Annotated in this window: 21 protein-coding genes and 1 tRNA gene; 11 read left to right on the top strand and 11 right to left on the bottom strand. The window is 39.1% G+C overall.

Features of this window, described 5'->3' with window-relative positions:
- Positions 1-5: 5 nt before the first annotated feature.
- From tmk to ACMX3D_RS04785, 5 genes are all read left to right on the top strand, one after another.
- Entirely contained in the window at positions 6-641 is a 636-nt protein-coding gene (gene tmk / locus ACMX3D_RS04805) for a dTMP kinase (protein WP_482750321.1), read from the top strand.
- 117 nt (positions 642-758) lie between these two features.
- Positions 759-1,418 carry an ester cyclase gene (locus tag ACMX3D_RS04800; RefSeq protein ID WP_482750320.1) on the top strand — a complete coding sequence of 220 codons (660 nt, stop codon included), beginning with the start codon at positions 759-761 and terminating at the stop codon, positions 1,416-1,418.
- Between the two features lie 114 nt (positions 1,419-1,532).
- Entirely contained in the window at positions 1,533-2,501 is a 969-nt protein-coding gene (locus ACMX3D_RS04795; RefSeq protein WP_482750319.1) for a DNA polymerase III subunit delta', read from the top strand.
- Between the two features lie 81 nt (positions 2,502-2,582).
- The gene (locus ACMX3D_RS04790; protein WP_482750318.1) at positions 2,583-3,146 is read left to right on the top strand and encodes a Uma2 family endonuclease; all 564 of its coding nucleotides are present in this window, start codon (positions 2,583-2,585) and stop codon (positions 3,144-3,146) included.
- 315 nt (positions 3,147-3,461) lie between these two features.
- The gene (locus tag ACMX3D_RS04785; protein ID WP_482750317.1) at positions 3,462-4,646 is read left to right on the top strand and encodes a low temperature requirement protein A; all 1,185 of its coding nucleotides are present in this window, start codon (positions 3,462-3,464) and stop codon (positions 4,644-4,646) included.
- An 85-nt stretch (positions 4,647-4,731) separates the two neighbouring features.
- Here the strand turns inward: ACMX3D_RS04785 and ACMX3D_RS04780 are convergent, their stop codons facing one another.
- Positions 4,732-5,223: a hypothetical protein gene (locus tag ACMX3D_RS04780; protein ID WP_482750316.1), complete on the bottom strand. Its 492-nt coding sequence runs from the start codon at positions 5,221-5,223 to the stop codon at positions 4,732-4,734.
- 171 nt (positions 5,224-5,394) lie between these two features.
- Here ACMX3D_RS04780 and ACMX3D_RS04775 point away from each other — a divergent pair, with 171 nt between their 5' ends.
- Positions 5,395-7,089: an NAD-binding protein gene (locus tag ACMX3D_RS04775; RefSeq protein ID WP_482750315.1), complete on the top strand. Its 1,695-nt coding sequence runs from the start codon at positions 5,395-5,397 to the stop codon at positions 7,087-7,089.
- Between the two features lie 95 nt (positions 7,090-7,184).
- Here ACMX3D_RS04775 and ACMX3D_RS04770 read toward each other — a convergent pair whose 3' ends face one another.
- From ACMX3D_RS04770 to ACMX3D_RS04750, 5 genes are all read right to left on the bottom strand, one after another.
- Positions 7,185-7,925, bottom strand: coding sequence for an SDR family oxidoreductase (locus tag ACMX3D_RS04770; protein WP_482750314.1), 741 nt, complete (start codon positions 7,923-7,925; stop codon positions 7,185-7,187).
- A 73-nt stretch (positions 7,926-7,998) separates the two neighbouring features.
- Positions 7,999-8,589: a Crp/Fnr family transcriptional regulator gene (locus ACMX3D_RS04765; protein ID WP_482750313.1), complete on the bottom strand. Its 591-nt coding sequence runs from the start codon at positions 8,587-8,589 to the stop codon at positions 7,999-8,001.
- A 53-nt stretch (positions 8,590-8,642) separates the two neighbouring features.
- Complete coding sequence (locus tag ACMX3D_RS04760) at positions 8,643-9,758, bottom strand: LptF/LptG family permease (RefSeq protein ID WP_482750312.1); 1,116 nt, start codon at positions 9,756-9,758, stop codon at positions 8,643-8,645.
- 147 nt (positions 9,759-9,905) lie between these two features.
- Positions 9,906-10,634 carry an LPS export ABC transporter ATP-binding protein gene (gene lptB / locus ACMX3D_RS04755; RefSeq protein WP_482750311.1) on the bottom strand — a complete coding sequence of 243 codons (729 nt, stop codon included), beginning with the start codon at positions 10,632-10,634 and terminating at the stop codon, positions 9,906-9,908.
- 140 nt (positions 10,635-10,774) lie between these two features.
- On the bottom strand, positions 10,775-11,272 hold the full coding sequence (locus ACMX3D_RS04750; RefSeq protein WP_482750310.1) for an LptA/OstA family protein: 498 nt from the start codon (positions 11,270-11,272) through the stop codon (positions 10,775-10,777).
- Between the two features lie 252 nt (positions 11,273-11,524).
- Between ACMX3D_RS04750 and ACMX3D_RS04745 the strand changes: the two genes are divergently transcribed.
- A tRNA-Ser gene (locus ACMX3D_RS04745) sits at positions 11,525-11,611 on the top strand.
- Between the two features lie 327 nt (positions 11,612-11,938).
- On the opposite strand, the gene ACMX3D_RS04740 is transcribed toward ACMX3D_RS04745, so the two are convergent.
- Positions 11,939-12,685 (bottom strand): SDR family oxidoreductase, encoded by a 747-nt coding sequence (locus ACMX3D_RS04740; RefSeq protein ID WP_482750309.1) that lies wholly within the window; start codon positions 12,683-12,685, stop codon positions 11,939-11,941.
- Positions 12,686-12,770: 85 nt separating this feature from the next.
- Between ACMX3D_RS04740 and ACMX3D_RS04735 the strand changes: the two genes are divergently transcribed.
- Positions 12,771-13,688 (top strand): LysR family transcriptional regulator, encoded by a 918-nt coding sequence (locus tag ACMX3D_RS04735; RefSeq protein ID WP_482750308.1) that lies wholly within the window; start codon positions 12,771-12,773, stop codon positions 13,686-13,688.
- A gap of 103 nt (positions 13,689-13,791) precedes the next feature.
- On the opposite strand, the gene ACMX3D_RS04730 is transcribed toward ACMX3D_RS04735, so the two are convergent.
- Positions 13,792-16,389: a beta strand repeat-containing protein gene (locus ACMX3D_RS04730; protein ID WP_482750307.1), complete on the bottom strand. Its 2,598-nt coding sequence runs from the start codon at positions 16,387-16,389 to the stop codon at positions 13,792-13,794.
- 768 nt (positions 16,390-17,157) lie between these two features.
- Here ACMX3D_RS04730 and ACMX3D_RS04725 point away from each other — a divergent pair.
- Positions 17,158-17,529: a hypothetical protein gene (locus tag ACMX3D_RS04725; RefSeq protein WP_482750306.1), complete on the top strand. Its 372-nt coding sequence runs from the start codon at positions 17,158-17,160 to the stop codon at positions 17,527-17,529.
- A gap of 55 nt (positions 17,530-17,584) precedes the next feature.
- Here the strand turns inward: ACMX3D_RS04725 and ACMX3D_RS04720 are convergent, their stop codons facing one another.
- The 3 genes from ACMX3D_RS04720 to ACMX3D_RS04710 form a co-directional block, all read right to left on the bottom strand.
- Complete coding sequence (locus tag ACMX3D_RS04720; RefSeq protein WP_482750305.1) at positions 17,585-18,166, bottom strand: HdeD family acid-resistance protein; 582 nt, start codon at positions 18,164-18,166, stop codon at positions 17,585-17,587.
- 137 nt (positions 18,167-18,303) lie between these two features.
- A complete protein-coding gene (locus tag ACMX3D_RS04715; protein ID WP_482750304.1) occupies positions 18,304-19,440 on the bottom strand; it encodes a glycosyltransferase in 1,137 nt (378 codons plus the stop codon).
- Positions 19,441-19,470: 30 nt separating this feature from the next.
- Positions 19,471-20,640 carry a glycosyltransferase family 4 protein gene (locus tag ACMX3D_RS04710; RefSeq protein ID WP_482750303.1) on the bottom strand — a complete coding sequence of 390 codons (1,170 nt, stop codon included), beginning with the start codon at positions 20,638-20,640 and terminating at the stop codon, positions 19,471-19,473.
- Positions 20,641-21,428: 788 nt separating this feature from the next.
- Between ACMX3D_RS04710 and ACMX3D_RS04705 the strand changes: the two genes are divergently transcribed.
- Together ACMX3D_RS04705 and ACMX3D_RS04700 are read left to right on the top strand one after the other, a co-directional pair.
- On the top strand, positions 21,429-23,642 hold the full coding sequence (locus ACMX3D_RS04705; protein WP_482750302.1) for an NHL repeat-containing protein: 2,214 nt from the start codon (positions 21,429-21,431) through the stop codon (positions 23,640-23,642).
- A gap of 430 nt (positions 23,643-24,072) precedes the next feature.
- The gene (locus tag ACMX3D_RS04700; protein WP_482750301.1) at positions 24,073-24,858 is read left to right on the top strand and encodes a PIG-L deacetylase family protein; all 786 of its coding nucleotides are present in this window, start codon (positions 24,073-24,075) and stop codon (positions 24,856-24,858) included.
- Positions 24,859-24,955 lie beyond the last annotated feature (97 nt).

Below are 24,955 nucleotides of genomic sequence, written 5' to 3'. Positions count from 1 at the left end.
CAAGCATGAGTGGCAAATTAATTGTATTTGAAGGGGTAGAAGGTTGTGGTAAAACAACACAAATGCAGCTTTGTTGTCAGTGGTTGGAAAGCTTAGGTGTGGGAGTGGTTGTCACTCGTGAACCAGGGGGAACAGAGTTAGGTTTGCATTTGCGGCGTTTATTGCTGGAGAAATCTGAAGATAAACCAGTTGCAGATGTTACCGAATTGTTATTATATGCGGCTGACCGCGCCCAACACGTTGAACAAGAACTCAAGCCCAATTTAGCCGCAGGTAAATATATATTATGCGATCGCTACACAGATTCTACCGTTGCTTACCAAGGTTACGGTCGGGGTTTGAATATGAGTTTAATTGAACAACTCAACCACATCGCTACTGGTGGCTTAACAAGTGACTTAACTATTTGGTTAGATGTTGATGTTGAGGTGGGATTCAACCGCAAACGTGAAGATGAAGCAGGTTTAGACCGTATTGAACAAGAAACCATTGCTTTTCATCGCCGTGTTCAGCAAGGATATAGCCAATTAGCCGCAGCGCACCCATCCCGAATTGTGCGGGTAGATGGCACATTAAGTAAAGAAACTGTACATGGTGTTATTCAAGGCATTTTGCGCGAGCGTCTGCAAGTTTACAGGTAATATCTGCAATTCTCTCAATAGAAAAAATCACAAAGCATTAAAAAATCTATACTTGTACCAAAGTAATGGTAGATTGGCTAGTATTTTCCGCAATCTACCAGTTACTTGCTAGATTTTATGAGTCAAGCATCTACAAACGAACCACTTTGGATACAAGATAGAGATAATGTGATCGCTGCGGGGGCTAATACTGTTGAGTGGCGATATCAAGAACCGCCTGATTATTCTCGTACTAATGAAACTCTACGGCGCGAAAGCCAATACAATCATTTAGAAGGTTCTTTAGAAGCGATCGTGCAGAATCTAGTTAGAACTTTCGAGATGGAAGCATCTTACAAAAGCAATCCTCAGCAGTGGATATCAATTGTTACTGATAAATTCCGGATGATTACTAACGGAGGCCCTGCCTATACGGCTGAGGATGTAGTACAAGCGGGAACCTATAACTTATTTCTCGGTGATTCCGATAAATATAAATCTTCTGAAGAAGACTTTGAATCATCAGCACAAATCTTTCATAAAGCATTTCCTGACGGGTTTTTGTGGGAACTAGTCGAAGTTTTAGCAGGGCCGCCCAATGTTACATTTAAGTGGCGACACTGGGGAACTTTTAGCGGCCCATATAAAGAACACGCACCCACAGGCGAAAGAGTGGAAATCTTCGGTGTAAGTGTTGCGCGTGTGAATGATGATTTAAAAATTGAGTCAATAGAACATTTCTTTGACAACAGTTCATTTTTAAATAAATTGGCAACGGGTTGTCCTTTCCATTCTTAAAAGGGAACAGGTGACACTTCAACAAGCTTAGTGCATTGCAGGTAATAGGGAACAGTGAAAAAGCTTTGTTCCCTATTACCAACCTAAAAAGCTTAGTCAATCTACAATTGACTAATGACTACTAATCCATTTGCACAACTTGTTGGACAACAGCAAGCCATAGAATTACTCACTGAGGCTGTTCGGCAAAATCGCATTGCACCAGCTTATTTATTTGCAGGTATAGATGGTGTAGGACGAAGTTTAGCAGCGCGGTGTTTTGTAGAATTACTATTTTCTAGTATTGTCGAGACGCATTTTGTTGCATCTGTGCAGAACCGGGTGCGTCAAGGGAACCATCCTGATTTGTTGTGGGTACAGCCAACATATCAATATCAAGGGCAAAGATTAACAGCAGCAGAAGCAGCTGAGAAAAAACTGAAGCGCAAAGCACCACCGTTAATTAGGCTAGAACAAATTCGAGAAATTACAGAATTCCTCAGCCGTCCGCCTTTAGAAGCACCCAGAAATGTAGTGGTGCTAGAAGAAGCGCAAACAATGGCAGAACCAGCAGCAAATGCGCTACTGAAAACTTTAGAAGAACCAGGACAAGCAACCATCATTTTAATTGCACCTTCGTCTGAGTCTGTGTTGCCAACTTTGGTTTCGCGCTGTCAAAAAATTCCTTTTTATCGCTTAGATACAACAGCTTTAACGCAAGTATTGATGCACACAAATCATCAGGAAATTTTGCAACATCCGGCTGTGTTGAGTATAGCGGCTGGCAGTCCCGGAAGTGCGATCGCCTCTTACGAACAATTACAAGTTATTCCGCCTGAGTTACTCTCAAACTTAACCACAGCGCCAAAATCTGCTCGCCATGCTTTGGAATTAGCGAAAAAAATTGACCAAGATTTAGATACAGAATCACAACTGTGGTTAATTGATTATCTCCAACATTTTTATTGGGAAAAGTGGCATCAACTAGGAATTATTAATCAGCTAGAACAAGCACGTAAAGCTCTCTTAGTTTACGCTCAACCACGCTTAGTTTGGGAATTTACTTTATTATCTGTGCATCAACAATGCAATATGGAAAACTAGTATAATAAAGCAAAAATCAAAAGTTAAAAGTTAAAAAAAAGAGTATTTGTTTTATCAGATTTTTAACTATCGAATTTGAACATGGTACAAATTCCTGCTCAATCATTAACTTTAGAAGAATTTCTCAAGCTGCCAGAGACGGAACCTGCCAGCGAATATATTGATGGGCGAATCATTCAAAAACCGATGCCACAGGGAGAACATAGCGTAATTCAAACTGAGTTAGCACCTGCAATTAACGCAGTTGTCAAGCCTAAACAAATTGCCAGAGCATTTTGTGAACTTCGCTGTACTTTTGGGAGACGCTCAATTGTACCTGATATTTCTGTGTTTCTTTGGGATAGAATTCCACGTAAAGAAAATGGTGGGGTTGCTAACGTCTTCTCGATTGCGCCAGATTGGACAATCGAAATTTTATCTCCTGATCAAAGTCAAACTAAAGTTACTAAAAATATTGTGCATTGTCTTCAGCATGGAACTCAGATGGGATGGTTAATTGATCCTGAAGAAAAATCTGTGTTTGTTTATCCGTCAGATAAACCTGTTACTTTTTACGATGAACCAACAGCACGTTTACCAGTGCCAGAATTTGCCCAAGATTTTCACTTGACTGTAGAAGATTTGTTTAGCTGGTTGTTGGAGTGAGGTATGATTTTGCGATCGCCCTCTCCAAAAAAGTTAAAATAAACAAACTCCCCTCCAAAGCTGATTATTTCTGATTGGGAAACAGACTTCACACTCAAATTTAGTTGATTAGCAATCTGTACGCCACTACAGGTATAGCAGGGAACAGAGAACAGGCTTTAAAGTCACTCAGTGTCCATGTTTGATCATTAGTCTTTGTCATTATCTCTGCTTCGACTGCTATATTTCCAAAATCAAATCAAATATGAGATTTATCTATAGCCATTTGCAGACAGCTAATGGTAGAAAGCTATTAGCAAGTTGCAAGTAACTTTTATGACAAATTTTCTCCAGCCGCCAAGATTACGCATTGGTGAAGAAGATACTGAGGAAGAAAGACGCGCCACTTGGCTAGAACTTTTTTATGATTTGGTGTTTGTGGTTGCAGTCTCTCAAGTAGCGCACAATCTGAAAGAAGATATTTCGCTATCAGGATTACTGGAATTTGTAGTTTTATTTATTCCTATTTGGTGGTCATGGATTGGGACTACATTCTACGCTAACCGCTTTGATAGCGATGATGTCATTCATCGGCTATTGGTTGGGATACAGATGTTAACAGCGGCGGGTATGGCTGTTAATATTCACCACGGCTTAGGAGAAAGTTCTCCTGGCTTTGCTTTGGCTTATGCACTTGGTCGGGCTGTGCTAGTGGTAGAGTATGTCCGTGCTGGAATTCATATTCCGTCAGCGCGTCCTTTGACAACACGCTATGCTATCGGTTTTACGATCGCATCTCTGGTTTGGTTAAGTTCAGCATTTTTTCCCATACCTTGGCGATTTGCACTCTGGGGATTAGGAATTCTCATTGACTTTGGTACACCGTTAACTGCACGCAAACATCAGATTGGTTTGCTTCCGCACGCTTCCCATTTACCAGAACGTTTTGGACTGTTCACGATTATTGTTTTGGGAGAAGCAATTATTGCAGTAGTTGACGGTGTATCCCAGCAAAAATGGCAGGTTTTAACTGTAATTTCCGCTATTTTTGGTCTGATTATCGCTTTTAGTTGGTGGTGGGTTTATTTTGATAATTTAGGTGGAACACCAATTGAAACAGCGCGGACACAAGGAAAAGTTGGTACTGTGAATATCTGGCTTTATACCCATTTACCATTAGTAATTGGGATTGCAGCTACTGGAGTTGGTGTAGAACAAATCTTGGTAAATCCCCCAACTGTAGCATTACCAGATCCCCAACGATGGCTAATTTGTGGTTCAGTAGCATTATGCTCATTAGCTGTGGGTATTCTCCACAGATATGGAGTCATTCGCTATTGTAAAATCCGTTCTGTGTATCGTCTGGGTGGTGCAGTTGTGCTGCTGGCGATCGCTTTTTTTGGCAAAGGTTTATTACCCATTGTAGTTATCGCTTTAGTAGCCGCAGTTTCTGCTGTACAAGTCATCCAAGATTTGCATCAGAGTCGCCCGACTACTCGCTTAGCCGATCCAGAAATTTAAGCATATGGTAGGTGACAGGTGACAGAGTTAAAAGTGTATGACTAAATGATTTTTCATTTCATACTTCATACTTCAGCCGTTTCTACTAATCTGCGATCGCCCACCGCACATAAGGACGAGAAGCGGCTACAGTTTTGTAGCTAATTAAACTGTCGGGTACGTTTATTTTACGCAAGTCTACACGGAAATATGCTTTTTTATTTTTAAATTGCACATTATAAAAAGGATATTCCTGTCCTTGCGTTTGACCAACACAAGTAGCGTAGTTACTGCGTAAAGGTGAAACGAACTCTACAACACGTTTGTTTTGAGATACAACTAATTTAGTTGTATCTGCAAAAGCTCTAGTATCGGCAATTACAGTATGCTCCGCACCACCTTCATAAGGTAACACCAACCACCATAACCCAACAGTTTGCGGGCAGGTTCCGCTTGTACGTTGCACCTTTAATTGCACATTGGGGTTAGATAAAGGCCCTGGTGTAGGTTGTGCTTGGGCGAAGGAAGCGATCGCACCTGCCACAACTACAGGGCATAAAATGCCACCAAAAATTGTCAACTTTGCTAACTTATTCATAATTAGGAATGTTTATCACGCTGATTATTTCTAAATAAATTGACTTTGTAACTGTAACAAAAGTGCCTAATTAATTTGATTTATAACTAACGTGTTTTCAGTTACAGTTACCCTTCAGGAAACAGAGCAAAAATATTCTTAGTTACAAATTAAGAATTATCCTGCTGTCTCATGAAACCTCGAATCATTGTTTGCGGCTTAGGACGTACTGGATATAAAATCTTTCGTCTGCTGAGACAGCAGGGAGCATTGGTTGTTGGCATCCATCACAAACCAATCTCTGGCGAATGTTCACCAGATGTAATTATTGGCAATTTAAATGCAGCTGCTACTCTCACAGCCGCAGGAATTCACCAAGCGCATACTCTGGTAATTACTAGTTGCGAAGATGCTTTAAATTTGTCAATTATGATGCAAGCGCGGGTGTTAAATCCGCGAATTCGCATCATTAACCGCTTGTATAATACAAATTTAGGTGAACGGTTGGATCAAACTCTCCCAGAACATTTAAGTATGAGTGTTGTGGGATTAGCAGCACCATTGTTTACCTTCGCTGCTTTAGGAAATCAAGCTATCGGACAAATCAAATTATTTGACCAAACTTGGCCTGTTCAAGAAGAATATATTGATGAAAACCATCCTTGGTTAGGGCGAAATTTGAGTGATTTGTGGGAAGAACCTGCACGAATGCCGATTTATTATTTGCCTGTACAAGGAGAGATGAATTTAATTGATGGGGTATTATCTGGGCAAGAATTACAAGTAGGCGATCGCTTAATTATTGCGGTTCAACCACGGATTCGTTCTATCCGCAAATCGTTAATTAAAAAAGTGCTGAAAGTTTGTACAAGTCTGCGTCAGTTTCAGCAACATGGAAAATCGGTGGTAGTGGGTGCGCTGGTGTTAATGGCAATTATAGCGATCGCCACACTCACTTATATGTCCACAGAACTAAGTTTATCTGTGGTGGATGCCCTCTATTTTTCTGTTGGCATGATTACCGGCGCAGGCGGTAACGATAAAGTTGTAGAAAATGCTCCCAACAGTGTGAAATTATTCACCATTATCATCATGCTAATTGGGGCAGTGGTGATTGGTATTTGGTACGCCATGCTGACCGATTTTGTTTTAGGTAACCGCTTCAAACAATTTTGGGATGCAGCCAGAATTCCCCAACGTCATCATTATATTGTCTGCGGTTTAAGTGGAATTGGCAGCAAAATTGTGCAGCAACTCCATACCAGTGGTTATGAAGTAGTCGTCATTGAAACTGACTCAAATAATAAATATGTCAACTCTGTGCGTGGGCTGGGTATTCCTGTAATTCAAGGTGATGCCAGTTTTCGTACTATCCTCCAAACGAGTAATGTAACCTCGGCGGCGGCAGTGTTAGCTGTAACCAGCAATGATGCAACTAACTTAGAAATTGCCTTGAAAACCAAAGGTTTAGCCCCAAAAATTCCCGTAATTGTCCACTATGCTGACCCCGATTTTGCCGGGATGGCACAACAAGTATTTGATTTTGAAGCCGTCTTGAGTCCGGCAGAATTAGCAGCCCCAGCCTTTGCTGCTGCTGCTTTGGGCGGACGCATTCTCGGTAATGGCATCACAGCTGATAAACTTTGGGTAGCCTTTGCCACATTGATTACACCATCACATCCATTTTGTGGTCAATTAGTCAAAGAAATAGCCGTGTCTGCTGATTTTGTGCCTTTGTATGTGGAAATCAACAATCAACGTGTTCAGGGTTGGGAATTATTAACCACACAGTTAAGTGAGGGAGATATTTTATATTTAACAATGCCAGCAAATCGGTTATATCAATTGTGGCGCGAAGAGCGAGTATCCCCAGCGCAGATAATATAGTAAAGTGCTGAGTATAAAACCATTTGTCGGCTGTCGAAATAATAATTGCGAATGCCGTTATAGTAATTGCGACTACCGATATAGTAATTGCAAACCTAAATTCCTGAACGGAGGATTTTCTCAGCTACTTGAGGAAACCATCGCTGGAGAAAAAACAGCAGTTTGGTTTTACCGATTCGCATTTCATAGCGATCGCGTGTAAAATTATGCCAAAATTCATTTACTAAAGCTTCAGGTGAGATTTTTCCTTTACCCCGGCCTTGAGTCATGGGTGTATCAACTAAAGGGGCAATAATTTCAAACACTTTAATAGATGTGGTTTCGAGTTGCCACCGCAAAGCTTTAGTAGCAATATGTAGTCCAGCTTTACTACCGCAGTAGACAGGCGCACTTTGTTTAGGCACAAATCCCAAGCCGGAAGACACATTGATAATAGCGGCTTTTGGCTTTGTGACGAGATGGGGCAACATCAGTTTAATTAATTGCAACGGAGCAATTAAATTAGTACGTAATTCTGTTTCAATTAACTCTGGCGTTATGTCTGAATTGGTAAATTCATAGTTGTATTGAATCCCTGCATTATTAATGAGAATATTCACATTTGGGTAGCGATTGACCAATTTTTGCAAAGCATTTAAATCTCTTAAATCAGCAACTTCCGTGATAATATCAGGGAAGATTTTTTTGACTTCAGCTAATTTTTGGGCATCACGTCCAGTAATAATCACTGTATTTTGCGCTTGCAGAAATTTTCGTGCCAGTGCTAAGCCAATTCCTGATGAACCTCCAGTAATGAGAACTATGTTGCCTTGGGTTGCCATTGGAGATTTTTTCATTTTTAGTGCGATCGCATTTCAGAACATCTTGTTTAGATATATTCTGTAGCAATGGCAAAGTCATTAACTTAAGTTAATGACTTTGAATAGTTTTCCGAATACGGCTGAGGGACACAGGTGAAATTCCCAAATAAGATGCAATGTGATATTGCTTCACTCTATTTTCTAAATCAGGATACTCAGTCAAAAACTTTTGATATCGTGTTGTTGCATCATCAAGAAGTAATTCCGCCTCGCGTTTCTCTTTTTTGATAAACAATACCTCAACCAATTTATGATTAATTTTCTGCAATGATGAATTTTCAGCACATAATTTGGTGTACTGGTTATAATCTACAACTAACAATAATGAGTCTTCTAAAGCCTCAATAAAAAATTGGGCAGGTTGTTTTAAAATTAGCGCACTGTAGGCAGTAACAAAATGGTTTTCTGCACAAAATGATTTTATGAATTCGCTACCAGTTGAATTCACATAGTAAAGACGTAGAATGCCCGAAACAACAAATCCAACTTGGCAGGGAATGTCACCCGCGCGAATCAGAAAATCTCCTGTGTTTAAGGTTAGAGGCTGAAAGACGTGGGTTAATTTTGTGAGTTCATCTGCTGGAATCTCATCTAGGCTTTGCAAAACATTGCTAAGTTGGAGATATGCAGAAGAAAACATAGAATTTCATCCTTGAATCTGGAACTATTATATCACCGCATTTACTTTCAAGATTAACGCCTAGCGACTCGCATTAATAAAAATAAACCTATACCTAGGAAAATAAAATTAGGCAACCAAGCACCTAGAAAAGGAGAGAGAATACCTGCTTGTCCTATTGCCCCACTAATAAAAAACAGTAAATAGTAACTAAAAATAACGATGACACATACCCCAAAACTTGTGCCTCTACCAGTACGTTGAGGTATGGTTCCCATTGCTGCACCTACCAAACCAAAAACTAAACAGACAAATGGCAAAGAAATTTTTTGTTGAATTCTCACTTCCAGCTTGCGAATTTTTTGGCGATCGCCAGCCAATTTTTCCACCGTTAACTGTTCTAATGATTCAGAAATATTCATCTCCCCGTAGTCGCGGCTTTTTTCTGCCAAACTGAGTGGTGTGCGGGGTAGTTTGAGTTGTTGCTGTTCAAAACGTAAAATATTGCGATAAGAGCGATCGGGAGCAACTAAATAAATAGTTCCATTGTAAAAATCCCAGACGTTTTGCGAACCATTCCACTCAGCCGATTCTGCGACAACAATTTGATTCAGACCTTCTGTAGAGCGATCGATAATTGTCAAACCTTTCATGCGTTTGCCATCAAATTGGTCAGCATAAAATAAGCGTGCCAATATCTTGGTTTTACTGCCATCTGCCTCTTCTATATCGCGGTATTCAGGATAAAAAATATTTTGCTGTTTTAAAATTGGCTTGTCAGATTTCAGCGCATTTTGCAGAGTTTGATTTGCTTGGTAATTGGCAGTTGGTGCAATTTGTTCGTTAAATACAAATGTCATGCCTGTGACTACCAAACTTAACAGCACAGCAGGTAGCACCATGCGATATACACTTACCCCACAACCACGTAGTGCAATTAGTTCACTCTCGCTGGAAAGACGACTGTATGTCATCAAAGTCGCCAACAACGTGGACATGGGAAAAGCTAACACAATAAAATATGGCATCTTTAACAAGAAAACTTGAATAGCGATGCCTACGGGTAGCCCAGATTCGACAATTTTTCTGACTAAATCAAATACAGCATCAATCGTTACACCAATTGATGAAAATGCCCCCACGCCAAACAAAAATGGTGGGATTAACTCATTGAGCAAGTAACGATCCATAATCGTAAATGGCAGCAGTGAATTAATCCCATAAAAGGACTTCTGCTTTGTTGAAATCATAAGCAAACAAACTTTGATAGGTAAACCCTGGTTAATTCGTATTCGTAATTTATAAATTTAAATTTGGATATTTTGTTATTTCTCAATTTAGACTTGAAAATGATCACCTAAATAGTATTGCCGCACAAGAGGATTGCTGTAAAGTTCGTCTGCCGTGCCAGAGGCGAGAATTTGTCCTTCACGCATAATATAGGCGCGGTCAGTGATGGCTAGAGTTTCACGCACATTATGATCTGTAATTAAGACTCCCATACCGCGATCGCGCAGTGCCGCCACAATTTCTTGAATTTCAGCTACAGCGATGGGGTCAACTCCGGCAAATGGTTCGTCTAATAGTAAGAACTTCGGCCCTTCTTGCCCAGCCGCCAAAGCCCTGGCTAATTCCGTCCGCCGTCGTTCACCACCTGAAAGTTGAATTCCTTTACTGTGAGCGACTTTTTCTAAACGAAACTCCCGTAGCAAAGTATGTAGTCGCTTTGACCAATCTCGTTTTGGAACATTCGTTTGTTCTAAAACCAAGAGTATATTATCTTGCACCGTCAGCTGGCGAAATATACTGGCTTCCTGGGCTAGATAGCCAATACCCAAACGCGCCCGTTTATGCATAGGTACACCAGTAATATCTTGACTATTTAGCCAAACTCGCCCCTGATTTGGTCTTTCTAAACCTGTTGCAATGTAAAAGGTCGTTGTTTTGCCAGCACCATTTGGGCCTAATAAACCAACGACCTCACCTTGAACAATGGAAAGATTGACGCGATTGACAATGAGTCGCTTACCGTAAGATTTGTGGATATTTTCTAAAACAATTTTCACTATCCGCGTTTATTGATACTAAGTATGTTGCCCTGCATAATTATCGTGAAGATAAAGCAGCAGGTAGAAGGGAAGAGAATTTTAACCTAATTTATTTTTTGGAAAATAATTTGGTTTTTCCCAGCCTTTCTACTTAAATACTAATTGGAAGGCTTGAGATTTGGTGTTTTGGGAGCAGGTGTAGTATTTTGTCTACCTAGCTCGGAGTCTTCCACCATGTAAATAGACTCTACCTGACGATTGCTTTGGGGTAAAGCGACAAACCGCCCTTCATCAATTAAATAAGTTACCTTTTCCGCCCGAATACTATTGCCGCCTTGTTGCAAAATATAGACATTGCCACTGAAATCTATGCGGCGTTCTTTGCTAAAGTATTGTGCTTGGGCAGCTGTTGCTTGAATTTGACGAGCCGGATACAACATTTGGACATTACCACGCGCCGTGATAATTTGACTTTTAGCGTCATATTCTTGTATGTCAGAGCGGATGGTTAAAGGGCGATTACCACCAGCAGATTGAGCCGTCGCCGTTTGCGTTTGGCTAGGAAATATCAACGCGCCCAAGAGTGCTGTTGGAAGTACTAAGGCTAAACCAAAGCGACGCATTTGTGATGTTAGCAATTGATTGCAGAGCTTCATAGCAATTTTATGTTCGAGATTTCAGATTGTATACTAATTATCTCAAGTACTTTCTCCAGAGATAACCTCTACAATCTGGAAGAGCTTGGGATAAATGATGGCGGGAAAACTGACGTTTTGCCTAACGCTGAAGTTTCACGAAAATTTTAAATGCTCATTATGGCTGAGATTTGCGATTTGAGAAACAAGCGATCGCTACCTTGATCGGGGTGCTATCATAACATAGAAGCATATTCGCATTTCTCAATACCTGGAGAGGTGGCAGAGTGGTTGAATGCGACGCACTCGAAATGCGTAAACAGGGCAACTTGTTCGGGGGTTCAAATCCCCCCCTCTCCGTTCTTCTTGAATAGCAAAAGTTTCAAAGTTGTCATTATTAGTATAATTTTTGACTTTTCAGACATCCTCTTAGTTTTGTAGTGGACTGTCTGTCTAGGCTAAAATAGTGCATTAGCTTTCTATATTTAAATGCGTTGAAGCGATACTGCCAATCTTTTTCATTGCAACATTTTAGCCTTGCCACGCCAGTAGTTAATCACAATACTAGGGGATGTTTTCAAAAGCTTTTCCGACCGACCGCAATTGGGACAATATTAGCAGAAACCACACCTGTAGGATGTGGTTAAAACATTACCCATTCATTAAAGGTATAGATAGCAGAAAAACCTACCACTGTAATTGAATCGGCCCACCAAACTTCCGCATCTCTGCAAAAAATTTTCCTTGCGCTCCTCCGTCTGGTAGGGTTGCTAAATAAACAGCTGTTTCTGCTCCTTCTTCTGCCGTAAATGGTGCATTCTCACCTCCCATATCAGTTTTCATCCAACCAGGAGAATAGGCATTCACGAGAATATTATCATCTTGAAGTTCTCTAGCCAGAAGCACAGTTAGGGCGTTGATCCCAACTTTGGAAAGTCTATAGGAAGGAGCTAGTGGGTAGTAGTCACTGGCGATTGTACTCAAAGATGCCATTTCTGTTGAAACATTGATAATGCGACCGTAGTTGTTGACTTTCATCAATGGTATTAAAGCTTGAGAAATTCTGAGTACCGCCAGAACGTTGGTGCTAAATGTGGTTTGCATTGTTTCTAGCTGAACAGTCAATAAGCTGGCTTCTTCCGGCTTGGCTGTAGGGTTAATGCCAGCATTGTTCACTAAAATATCTACCTTGTCGTAGGTTTTTCGTAGCCATTGTGTAAACTCTGCGACACTAGCATCACTAGTCACATCTAGTAAATGATAATTTACATCAAGCCCTTCACTAGATAACTGCTGCTTGGCTACAAGACCATCTGTTTCATTACGACTGGTCAACACCACAAGAATGCCGATTTGAGATAATTTCCGAGCAATAGCATATCCTAACCCACGATTGCTACCTGTAACTACGGCAATCTTCGTTTGATTTGTCATTTTGATAACTTTTAAACAACTGTTAGTTTCACTTTACTGAGATGTTATAAATTAATCAAATTGATTAAAATAATTTAGTTAATCGATGGGATTAATAGATTTATCTGCCATTGATCTGAACCTGTTAGTTGCTTTTGAAGCACTTTTTGAAGAAAAAAGTGTCACAGCTGCTGCTACACGACTGTATTTAGGGCAGCCAGCAATGAGTGCGGCGCTGGGAAGATTACGCACACTATTCCAAGATGATTTATTTATCCGAATTGGTAGAGAAATGCAGCCTACAGCAAAAGCACTGGCAATTGCACCTGGTATCAGAGCAGCTCTACAACAAATTCGGCAGACATTAGAATCTAGCCAAACATTTGACTCAACAACTTCTAAAAGTACGTTTACAATTGGCAGTTCAGATTACACCAGCTATGTTGTGATGCCCAAGCTTTTAGAAGTTTGTCATCAAATTGCACCAAACATTAATTTTCGATTGATTGGTTTTGTTAAAGACTCTGTTGGAGAACTATTAGAGCAACGAGAGATTGATTTAGCCTTGGGTGTTTTTCAAAATCCTCCCAGACAAACAATACAGATGCCGTTATTTTCAGAAAACTTTGTCGGTATTTGTCGTCGTGGACATTCTGTGATGAGTCAGGATGCGATCGCACCAGAAATTTTTGCTAATCTTCTCCATGCTCTTTTCACTATCAGACAAGATGAAGTTGGAGAAATCGACAAAGTTCTAGCTCAGCAGAATCTCCAGCGTCGGGTTGTTTTGACGACTCCCCATTTACTAGTACTACCAGCAATTATTTCATCTAGTGACTTAGTTGCTGCTGTTCCATCACGGTTAGTAACTCCCTTGGTATATCAAGGTGCATTAGAAATTTTTGAACTACCTGTACAAACTAAACCGTGGATGATTTCGATGTTGTGGAGCAAACTCACAGATCAAGATCAGGCAAATTGTTGGCTAAGACAGCTGCTCAAGAGTATTTGTGAGGAAATTTAACAATGAGATTTCCCACAAATATTGCTTTAGTAAAGACGCTGCATTGCAACGTCTTTACATAATTTTTGGGGAGAGAAAGTTATTTCATCTCAATCCTATTACTTTAAAACACAAAATTCTTGGAGTCGTTCAAGGCGTTAAGAGATACATTGCGTAATCTGACTAACTCCACAGCTGAACGTGGGCCTGCTGAACCATCTAAGTCAATTAAAACTAAGGTTTGGTTTCCTTGAGTTTGAAAGCGTAAGTAACCACCAGCAACAGCCGTGGCAAAGTTCAGGTTGCTCAAATCTAAACTTCGCCAGAGTGCCTGTAGAACAATTTTGTCTGTACCGACGGCAAAGTCAGTAATTGTATCGCCGCTATCTACAATGCTGGTATAAACAAAGGCATCAGCCCCAGCACCGCCTGTGAGCATATCTTTGCCGCGAAAGCCTGTGATGATGTCGTTGTCAGCTGTACCTTTGATATTGTCTGCATATCTTGTGCCGTTAATCACCGATGCTTCATAGGCTCCAATGTCTACCCGACCATCAGAAATACGTTTATAACCTTTACCTCGTTGGTCAAAAGGTATTTTTTCAGTAGTATTGCCATCTTTATCTAAGTCTGCAATATCAGCAGGCACATCAGCATTGTTGCCACCATTGATGGCGGGACTGCCATAAATTAAGGCATGGGTTTTGACTGCACCGCCGTTGTCGCGCAACACGGTATCGATGACTTCGGAAATGCTGACTTGCAGCTGTTCACTAGCATTAAAGCCTGTACTACCATCTAGGTTGCCCATCAAGTTATAGCCATTGCTGATGAAATTGCCTACTACATCGGGGTTAACAGCACCAGGTATGTTATCGTTGTTACCTGCTATGATGCTGTTTTTGATGGTGGCTGTACCTGTTGCTGTGTTGTAGATACCTGCACCGCTAGATACAGTGTCAAATTGATCGTACTCATCGTCATAGTAAGACTTGTTGAGTGCGATCGTGCTATTGTTGACGTTTAAAGTTCCTGAGTTATAGATTCCGCCACCGTCGCCAGATGAATGGTTACCACTGATGGTGCTGTTAACTAGTGTTAGAGTGCCAGTGTCAGAGTTATAAATCCCAGCCCCTCTCGATCCTAAGTTGTTGTTGATGGTAGAGTTAATCACCGTCGCAGTAGCATAGTTGAGGATGCCGCTACTTATGTTACTGCTGATTGTAGAGTTAACTACTGTCGCAGTTCCATAGTTAAGGATACCACCACTTAAGTATCCAAAGTTGTCACCAATATTAGAGTCAACTATGGTTAAATTACCATAATTAATAATGGTGCCATCTGCTTCTGAGTTATTGGTGATGATACTGTTAATAAGCTTGAGATTGCTAGATGCAGCGTTAAGGATGGCGCTGCCATTCTTTCTATCGTCGAGGTAGCTTTCGTCTCCTTGATTGCCACTGATTGTACTGTTGCTCACAGTCACATTGCCATTGTTACTAAGACCAGCACTACCGTACCATGAATAGTTATAACTGATAGTGCTGTTACTCACACTAGCTGTACCACGGATACTGAGACCAGCAACACTAAAATCATAGTATGAAGCGTTGCTATTGATAGTGCTGTTGTCTATTGTTGTGGTGCCATTGGCAGAAACTCCACCAAACTGTTTTCCACTGTTACCATTAGCAGTACTGTTTTTGAGTACAAAAGTTCCTTGACTAAAGATTCCACCACTTGAATATCCGTCATTATAATCTATTGTACTGTCGATAATAATCAGAGTTCCTGAGCTACGAATGCCAGCGTTGGAAGAGTTGTAATCTACATAATCATTACGACTAACGCTGCTATTTCTGATAGTGAGGTTACCAATACTGACAACGCCACTGAATCCGTTAGATGTTTCATTGTTATCAACACTGCTGTAGTTCAAAGTCACTGTGCCAGTGTTGTAGATGCCAGTACCATCAGAAATTCCTTTGTTATTGTTGATGGTGCTGTTATTTGCTGTTAATGTGCCTGTGCTATATATCCCAGCACCTCTACCAAGGCCATTGTCTTCATAGTCATAATAGTCATAGAAGTAGTAGTTGTCATAATAGCCAGCAGAATTATCATTAATAACGCTGTTGTTTAAAGTTACGATCCCACTGCTGTAAATACCGCCGCCATTGCCTTCATAAAATCCTGCGTTGGGATCAACTTGTCCTGAGTAGTTACCTGTAATGGTGCTGTTGTTGAGTGTTAAAACTCCAGTGTTTGAGTTGTAGATACCACCGCCGTTGTTACCTACAAAGTTTTGACCACCAGAAAAGTTGTTGCTAATAGTAACGTTATTCAGTGTCAGTTTACCAGAATTGTAGATTCCGCCACCGCCTCTGGTATCGGTTGCATAGCCATTGGCAATTGTTAATCCCTCAATTTCAACGGTGATTCCACTACCAATTTCAAATACACGAGATATGTTGTTTTCTTCAGATGGATTGTAGTTACCGCTAATTGTGAGCAAGTTTGAACCTGTACCATCAATACTTAGGTCGTCTGTAATGATGAGGCTACTACCGCCGAGGGTGATAGTATCAGCGATGTTGTCGGTGAATAGTCCGCCTGTGAATCTGATCAAATCTTTTCCGGCTGAGGAATTGGCATCTAAAACTGCTTGTTGTAATGAACCAAGTCCGCTGTTTTTAGTGTTGGTGACGTTAAATATAGCCATTGCTGATTTAACTCCTATTTTTTCTTAGCTGTATAAAATCTTTGTTAGGGGTTGAGACTGACAGTATCTATATCAAGTATTTTTTGTACTGCTCACAGTCGGTAAACACGAAAAATTACTACGCTGCTGGCAACAGCGCTATGTCAGGTATACAAAAATCAACGAAAATTTTTGAGCTACGCAATCTTGAGTCGTCTAGAGTAGACTTATTGCATAAGTTGGAGAAAAAGAAAATCTCAGAAGATTAAAAGGATGACAATTACCTTTTAATGTTGTTTTTTAACTTAATCTGCCAAAATTATCTTTTGCAACAAGTCTAGTTTGGCTGTTGAATGTATCAGTTTTTAGAACCAAGAGCCATCAAATACCCCTCTAAATTTTGTTGAGGATTCAGAAAATTTACTTAACCTAATAAGTTTATCCAAAAATAATTATAGACAAATACTAGGTGTTGATTAAAATTGTACTGATAAGTTCTTGAGAAAAATATTAAGTAAGATTACGTAATTTGTCTGAAGAGCGATCGCCTACTCTAATCTGCCTCTAATCAAGTCTGCAAATACGGTTTTTTGTGGCGTTTTTAGTACAGATTTACTATAATAGATATATCAAGTACGCCAAAGAAACATCTTTCTGACTTGAAGATGTGACTATCTTTTCACTACTCCCAGAAGAACTTTAAAAGCAGAGAAACAGAGATATTCATAAGTAGTCCTTCTATCTGTTTTGCTGCGTGATCAATTGATATTTTTAGAGGAAGATTATTTGATGATGCAAATGAGTCATTATCCATCTGCGATCGCTCAGGCTGCTCAACGTGTAAATGAACTAGACTCGCAGTTGATGGCAGTACAGCAACAAATTAACCGCTTTGAAGGCAATGCAGATCGCGCGGCTGCGTTTGATGTGGATTTGAAAAATGATGCGCAACGCAAGGCGCGGCGCTTTGAGGTGCTATTGCTGAATCACGAATATCAAAAAGCAGTAGATATGCAAATTCAACTGACTGTGGAAAAAGCTAATGCGATCGCACATTTAGAATATCTGCGTAACCAATTTAGTGTAGCGAAGTTAGAAGCAAGATTAGCGATCGCGCAACAACTTACTGATTGTGAATCGCGGGAATTAGTAGGTTTGTAGTCCATAGTAGAGACTTTGCAACGCAAAGTCTCTACTAGTCAAAGAAAAGTAAAATTTATGCAGCTTGATTAGATTCAGCCAAGCTAGAACGTGCATTCAACGACAGCATTATGCGGGAAATACCCGTAACTACAATGCTAGAGCCTAACAATGTGCCTAGTAACCAAGGTGCGTTGTTGGGAAACTGGAACCAAATCAGTGCGCCTAAAAATAGGGTAATAATGCCATTACCTAATACCCATGTCCAGTTTTGTTTTGGACGTAAGCGGAATGCCAAAATTAGCTCGAATGTACCTTCTGTTAGCAAAAAGCTACCCAGTAACAGGGTGAGTGTAAGAATACCAGTTCTAGGATAAACTAGTAGCATTACACCTGTAGCAATATAAAGTCCGCTTAAGAGAATTTTCCACAGAAAACCTCCTTCGCGGCGGGTATGAGTAGCATAAACAAGCTTGGCAAATCCCGCAGACATCAGAATGAGTGCTACCCAAGTCTCAGCAAATATGGTTGTGACAACAGGTAAGGCGATCGCTATAATCCCTAAAATAATTAAGAGAGCGCCAATTACAATTGAAGTATTAACTTGCTTGTTAATATCGCTAGACTGATTGATATTACTAGTAACATCGTTTGTCATACAAATTTTTCCTTACTCTTGAGTGAACTCTAAGATTAGGGTAAAAATTTTTTCTCAGGCTAGACAGAGCCTTAAGGTAGACACATTGGTAATAACTTAATTTTGAGCATCCTCAAAATCTACGACTTCAGTCTCACTCAAATTGAGCGCAACAGTTGAGCAATTTGCTGATTAATAGTTATGATATCAAACCGCTGACTAGCAATTTTCTTGGCATTGTCAGCGATAGTTGCAGTTATTTCTATCTCTTGAAGACAAGTATTAATTATTTGTGCTAGTTCTTGGGGTTCTCCGGGTGTGGTTAAAAAACCATTTACCCCATGTTCGACTAACTCTATAGCACCACCAGCTTTAGCTGCAATTACAGGTGTGCCGCACAACATCGCTTCAACAATGACTCTGCCAAAAGGTTCTGGTGCAGTTGAAGTGTGCGTAACTAAATTACAAGCTGCCATTAACTGCGGAATATCAGAGCGAAAACCTAAAAATTTGACGCGATTTTCTAACCCCAGTTTGGCAACTTGACGGTGTAATTCTTGCACATATTCTTGTTCGCCGAATAAAGCATCACCAACTAAAATTGCTGTTACCTGTGGCGGACATTGTGCTAATGCTGCAATTAAAATATGTTGTCCTTTCCAAGGTGCAAGGCGGCTGAAATGTCCGACAATAAACTTGCCTTCTAACTCTAAATTATGCTGAATTTTTTGAATTTTATAATCAGGAATTTGATATTTTTTGCCATCAAAACCGTTATAAACAATTGCTGTTAGTTCTGCCTTGCCTCCTGCTTGTACAAATGCTGTTTGACTAGCCTGAGAATTAGCTATGACTAATGATGCGAAAAAATTAGCTAAGGTAACAGCAACTCGTAAATTAGTTTGGCTAAAGTGTTCTAAAGAAAGAATATCGTGTAAATGATAAACTAAGGGACGACGCGCTAAAAAACTAGCTAATGCGCCAATCACTAATGCTTTTTGTGTATTAGCATAAATTAAATCGTATTTTTTAGCTATTTTTACAACTTTAAATAATAAAGGTAGTAGTTGTTTGAAACTGGCTAATGCTTGAAATAAATTACTTTGTTTTTGAACTTGAATCGGTTGTTTGGCTAATACTTCTACAGGAATTTGATGTTGTTGAAGTAAAGTTCTAAAATCGCCATCGGTAAACAAGCCAACTAAAGCGCGATCGCTATATGGTTTCGCAATATCAATTAAGCAAAGTTCTGCGCCACCAGGTTTACCACTTTGGTCTAAAAATAAAATTTTCATATAATATTTAAACTTTGTCAGATTTAGATTTTAAGCTAAGAGAACATCTCGTACTTTTTGAGCTATTAAAGTCCAGTCATAGTGAGTTACAGCATACTCGCGGCAAGCTTGACGAGAAGGAAGTGTTAATTCTCCTAACAAAATGCTTGTTAATTTTTCGGCAATGGCTGAAACTTCAGTTGAACTAGTAATTAAATCTGGTGAAAATGAAGTTAAAATCTCTGGCATTCCTCCAACTGGTGTACACAAAACAGGTGTACCACAAGCTAAAGATTCCACAATGGCTAAACCAAAACCTTCAAAAGATTGGCTAGGCATAACAGTTAAATCAGCAGCTTGGTAAGCTATGGGTAATTGTTCATCAGGTAAAAAACCTAAAAATCTAACTGTATCTTCTAAGCCTAATTCTGTAGCTTGCTGTTGTAGTAAATTTTGCAGATGACCACGACCAGCAATTGCTAACCAAACGTCCGGAATTTTGGGTTTAATTATTGCCAAGGCTTGCAATAATTTGTCAATACCCATACGGTAAACTAAGCGGCGAGAAGCGAATAATATGCGACGATTATCTGGCCAGCCTAGTTGTTGTCGTGCTTCTTGTTTTGATAAGTTTGGCTGAAACCGATGGATATTAACTCCACCAGGAATAATGTGAATTTTTTCCCAAGGAACTTGATATTGCTGATGTAAAATATTGCCGAATGCTTTGCTAAGAACAATAAAGCGATCGCAGCGATTATAAGTGTTTTTTTCTATTAATAAACGTTTGACAATAATACTGAGTTTATTATTAACTATTTCTTGCTCACTTTCTGATGCCCAGGGGCCATGAAAGTTAAAAGTAATCGGTATATTCTGAGGTAAAATATCCATAATCGGAAAGCTATATAATGCAAAATGCAAGTTAATAGCATCCGGTTTGAAGATTTTGCGTTTCTTAAAGTTAGTACGAATAGACCAAAGTCGTTGCCAAATTATAGTATCAGGAGAAGCTAAATTAGTTAACTGAATTGGTGAATTAGAGTCAGCTTCTGGTAAACCAACTCCACACAATTCGATTTGGTCTTGACGGGCTGCTAATTGATGAGTTAGTTCATAAATATACCTTTCTAATCCTCCAGGTGTTTTAGGAAACCAACCTAAACCAAGTGCAAGTATAGAAGCAGATTTAGTATGAAAATTGTCGGGTCTACATTCCACTTACTTCTCTCCTATGATTTATTGAGTGTGTTTATTTTTACTATCACCCTCTGATTAAATACTTTTGCAATTTGGCAGTAGATGAATTCGACTAATACTTATATCCTGTTATTTTTACAAAAATCAGCACTTTTTGCGTCTTACCATGTGCAGATTTTGCTCGAAAATCTCTAACTACTAAACTTTAAAAGTGAATCATAAAAGATAATATTTATTGGATGAAACAATAATTTATAAACTATTTAGATCACTATGTCAAGAAATATATTACAGCTTACTTTAAAAATTTGTGTATATGAGACGTGATTTTTTTGTATTCAAATTTACTGGAAATTAACTTCATTTAGTAAATATTGATACTAGTATGAAAAAAATGCTAACTTTACTTGAAAAATATGTATGCTTTTTATAAATTTTTGGTAAATACAATTTTAAAATATCAATACTTTGTTATTCATGTAATATGTCCTGTTAGATAAAAGCTGAATCTTTAAGCTAAAATCTTAAAACTTCACTCAGACAGGTAGATATCAGGAGCAAATACACACAATATATCTTTATAGGCAATAGTCTATCTTCTGCATAAGAGACACCAAGATTTATGACAGATGGCTATTAATACTGTTTTTTGTTGATGAAATTAGTCAACTAAAAATTATGCAAACCTATTATTATCCATTAAATTTGAGCCAAAGCTAGTTGATTTGGTATAATTTTAACTTTTTATTTTTCTGTAAGGTTTTAGCTGGGTTGCTATAAATATATAAATTTCAAAAATTGTGTAGATTATGCCTAAAAAAACATATTTATTGTTGAGACAAATTCATCAACAACTTAATAAGTACATTCAAAGAATATTTAAATCAGGAAATAATCGCAAGATACAACCAATTTATTTTATGCTACTTGGGATAATTGTTGTATTTATTGCAATTTTCCTGGACATAACCACTGAATCAAGTGTTCCAGGTATAGCTGCCACAACTTATACAACATCTTGGTTAGGCAATACTTTTGGTGGTGGAGATAAGTGGGTACAAAATAATATTGAAGCAATGTATGTTGCTCCCAATGGCACAGTTTATACTAACAGTCATTGGGATGAAGCTGGTAGAGAAGCAGGCATATATAAAGATGGCAATGTAATTGGTATTGTAGAAGATACTCACGGCTGGAGTCGCAGCGGTGGCAAAGCGGTAACGGCAAATAGTAAATACATTTATATTGCCTTAGCTCAAGGAGCAATTGGTAAAACAGATAAAGATTATCCACCGGATGGGACAACTTGGTACACTGTCAGACGCTATAACTTGTTGGGAAAACCAGCACCTTTTGATGGGGGACGGGGTTGGGATAAAAGTATGTTAATTATCAGTAATAAAAGTGAAGTTACTGGATTAGCAACTGCGGCAAACGAGTTATATGTAAGTGATTCTGCAACTAATAAAATTCGTGTTTACAATAGCGAAACAATGCAGGAACTACGTAGTTTTAGTGTAGTTAATCCTGGGGCGATCGCGGTAGATAAACAAGCAAATCTCTGGATTTTGCAAAACCAAAATAAGATTTCGCTTTACTCTCCTACAGGTAAGCAATTACCGCAACAAATTACCAATGTTGCTAAACCAACTGCGATCGCTATCGATCATCAAGGTAGACTTTTAGTTGCAGACAATAGTCAGCGTCAGCAAGTATTAATTTACAACATCAAAAATCAGCCTGTGCAGGTTGGAACTTTTGGAATTAAAGGTGGTATTTATGCAGGAACTCCTGGTGAAATCCAACCACTAAAACTATACGGAATTACCGGACTTGGTGCAGATAGCGCCGGGAATATCTATGTTAATAGCAATGGATTTAACAAATCAGGTACAGACTTACGCAAGTTTTCATCATCAGGAAAACAACTATGGGAACTACACGGATTATTATTTGTTGATAACGCCGATGCAGATCCAAAAACTGATGGTGTAGAAGTGTTCACCAAGCAAGAACAATTCTTGATCGACTATAACAAGCCTACAGGTAAGCAATGGACTTATAAAGCCTACACCTTAAATCCCTTCAAATATCCTCAAGATCCGCGTTTGCATACTTCCCCAGATGCTACCTTTGTGCGTCGCATTCAAGGTAAGCCATTTTTGTTTATCACAGATATGTACGCCAGCTTTTTGCAAATTTACCGTTTCAATCCCGCTAAGGATGGTAAGATTGCGATTCCGGCGGGGATGTTTGCAGGGACAAATGGTGGTGGGGAAAAATCAATTAAGGGAAATTGGCCACCCTATCAACCAAATAAAGGAGAATGGATTTGGCGCGATCGCAACGGTAACGGTGCATTTGATCAAGGTGAATATGATCAAAGTGAAGACTATCCTTACTTAGGTGGATGGTGGGTAGACAATAAAGGTGATGTCTGGAAAACCTTGCGGACTCAAGATGGTATTGGGATTCGCCACTATCCCCTACAAGGAATAGATAAACATGGTAATCCCATCTATAGTTATAGTTCGATGCAGAAGCAGAAAACTCCTAGCATGATTACTGATTTGCGGCGCATCGAATACTTCCCCGAAACCGATACGATGTATTTATCAGGCTTCACTGTTGATCATCCAGCAATTGGCGATGATACAGGAATAGTTGGTTCTGAAATTATCCGGTTTGACAATTGGAGTAAAGGCAATAATCCCACACTTCGTTGGCGTATCGTAGTTCCCCACGACACCACAGGTAAGCGGGAAGTATCCACCGCAGCTATGAGTGTGGCTGGAGACTATGTATTTGCTGTGAAAATGAAAACGGCAGAGGTTTATGTTTACAATGCCAAAACTGGTGCTACTGTGAAAACATTAAAACCAGGACAGGAAGTTGCAGGTGAAAGTGGCTGGATTGATATTCCCCAAGGTATCCGTGCTTTTCGACGTTCCAATGGTGAGTATGTAGTATTTGTGGAAGAAGATTGGAAAGGTAAAGTGATTATGTATCGCTTCAAAAGTTAATTGTTAATTCATCCAGACTGCAAAAATTCTTAGGCTCAGATCCCCGATTTCTTGAAGAAGTCGGGGATCTATTTATTAACAAAAAAAATTAAACTGTATTAGTCGGATACTAAAAAATCTATATTTATTAAGATTAGAATTTTCTTTATATTAATATTTATTTTTTCATCAAATAAATAAATATTTTTATCCCATCTATGAGAGAAGTGAACTATCATACTAAATACATTTTACTACAGCCACTAAATAAATTTTATGTACACTTGTAAAAAACAAGCTGAAAAAATTGAACTAAAAAGTAAACATAATATAGCTATTGTCTTTGTAAAATTGCAGTCATGATTAATATTCAAAAATCAAATACTAAAAAATAAAGATTTGCATAAATATTAATTGCTATATCTAGTTAATCTAGTATTGTCGGAGTTATATGAAAATCAAACCCTATTTACAACATTTACAAAAATTAGTTCCTACTGCTTTGCTTGAGCAAATGCAATATATTCATTCCAGCTTATTAATGCGCTGGATTTTGCTGCGAGGAAGTCAGCCATTAACTGTTAACCAAAAATCAGTAATGGTGTTTTCTCCCCACCAAGATGATGAAACATTTGGTTGCGGAGGAATGATTGCTCGCAAGCGTGAACAGGGTATTCCAGTATCTGTAGTGTTTCTAACGAATGGTCAAGGTTCAGGAGATGCAGACACAGAATCGAGAAATAAAATTATTCAAATTCGTAAACAAGAAGCAATCAAAGCCTTAAATATCCTGGGTATGGAGACATCAGCAATTCATTTTTTAGAGAAAGCAGATGGAGGTTTACAAGCTTTAAAAGCTGAAGAAAAACAAGAAGCGATCGCCCAGATAGCCGAACTTCTTAAGCATTATCAACCAGAGGAAGTTTATGTACCCCATAAAAAAGACTGTCATCGAGATCATGAAGCAACTTATGATTTGGTAAAAGCAGCAATTAAACAAGCAGAAATTCAAGTTGAACTACTGCAATATCCTATTTGGTTATTTTGGCGTGCGCCGATATTTATTATGCTCAAGTTGCCAGATATAGCCGCAGCTTATTGTTTGTCGATCGCCTCAGTTCAGGAAAAGAAAAATCAAGCGATCGCTGCCTACACTTCTCAACTTGAAAGTTTACCTAATGGGTTTGTTCAGCGCTTCTTAGGTGCTTATGAAATCTTTTTTAGAGTTGAATCCTAATTGTCATGTCAACCTATTAATTGACGACACATTATTTTAATTACAGTGTTTTGTCAAAGATATAAATCTGACAGAATGCTGCAAAATCCACCATTCG

The organism is Anabaena sp. TISTR 8404 (assembly GCF_056847745.1).
Note: the sequence above shows the minus strand (reverse complement) of the source record. Positions and strands in the feature narration are given on the sequence as shown.

Bases quoted from the DNA above. Each gene is read 5' to 3' on its own strand.
- tmk (WP_482750321.1), top strand. From the start codon at position 6: ATGAGTGGCAAATTAATTGTATTTGAAGGGGTAGAAGGTTGTGGTAAA.
- ACMX3D_RS04800 (WP_482750320.1), top strand. From the start codon at position 759: ATGAGTCAAGCATCTACAAACGAACCACTTTGGATACAAGATAGAGAT.
- ACMX3D_RS04795 (WP_482750319.1), top strand. From the start codon at position 1,533: ATGACTACTAATCCATTTGCACAACTTGTTGGACAACAGCAAGCCATA.
- ACMX3D_RS04790 (WP_482750318.1), top strand. From the start codon at position 2,583: ATGGTACAAATTCCTGCTCAATCATTAACTTTAGAAGAATTTCTCAAG.
- ACMX3D_RS04785 (WP_482750317.1), top strand. From the start codon at position 3,462: ATGACAAATTTTCTCCAGCCGCCAAGATTACGCATTGGTGAAGAAGAT.
- ACMX3D_RS04780 (WP_482750316.1), bottom strand. From the start codon at position 5,223: ATGAATAAGTTAGCAAAGTTGACAATTTTTGGTGGCATTTTATGCCCT.
- ACMX3D_RS04775 (WP_482750315.1), top strand. From the start codon at position 5,395: ATGAAACCTCGAATCATTGTTTGCGGCTTAGGACGTACTGGATATAAA.
- ACMX3D_RS04770 (WP_482750314.1), bottom strand. From the start codon at position 7,925: ATGAAAAAATCTCCAATGGCAACCCAAGGCAACATAGTTCTCATTACT.
- ACMX3D_RS04765 (WP_482750313.1), bottom strand. From the start codon at position 8,589: ATGTTTTCTTCTGCATATCTCCAACTTAGCAATGTTTTGCAAAGCCTA.
- ACMX3D_RS04760 (WP_482750312.1), bottom strand. From the start codon at position 9,758: ATGGATCGTTACTTGCTCAATGAGTTAATCCCACCATTTTTGTTTGGC.
- ACMX3D_RS04750 (WP_482750310.1), bottom strand. From the start codon at position 11,272: ATGAAGCTCTGCAATCAATTGCTAACATCACAAATGCGTCGCTTTGGT.
- ACMX3D_RS04740 (WP_482750309.1), bottom strand. From the start codon at position 12,685: ATGACAAATCAAACGAAGATTGCCGTAGTTACAGGTAGCAATCGTGGG.
- ACMX3D_RS04735 (WP_482750308.1), top strand. From the start codon at position 12,771: ATGGGATTAATAGATTTATCTGCCATTGATCTGAACCTGTTAGTTGCT.
- ACMX3D_RS04730 (WP_482750307.1), bottom strand. From the start codon at position 16,389: ATGGCTATATTTAACGTCACCAACACTAAAAACAGCGGACTTGGTTCA.
- ACMX3D_RS04725 (WP_482750306.1), top strand. From the start codon at position 17,158: ATGATGCAAATGAGTCATTATCCATCTGCGATCGCTCAGGCTGCTCAA.
- ACMX3D_RS04720 (WP_482750305.1), bottom strand. From the start codon at position 18,166: ATGACAAACGATGTTACTAGTAATATCAATCAGTCTAGCGATATTAAC.
- ACMX3D_RS04715 (WP_482750304.1), bottom strand. From the start codon at position 19,440: ATGAAAATTTTATTTTTAGACCAAAGTGGTAAACCTGGTGGCGCAGAA.
- ACMX3D_RS04705 (WP_482750302.1), top strand. From the start codon at position 21,429: ATGCCTAAAAAAACATATTTATTGTTGAGACAAATTCATCAACAACTT.
- ACMX3D_RS04700 (WP_482750301.1), top strand. From the start codon at position 24,073: ATGAAAATCAAACCCTATTTACAACATTTACAAAAATTAGTTCCTACT.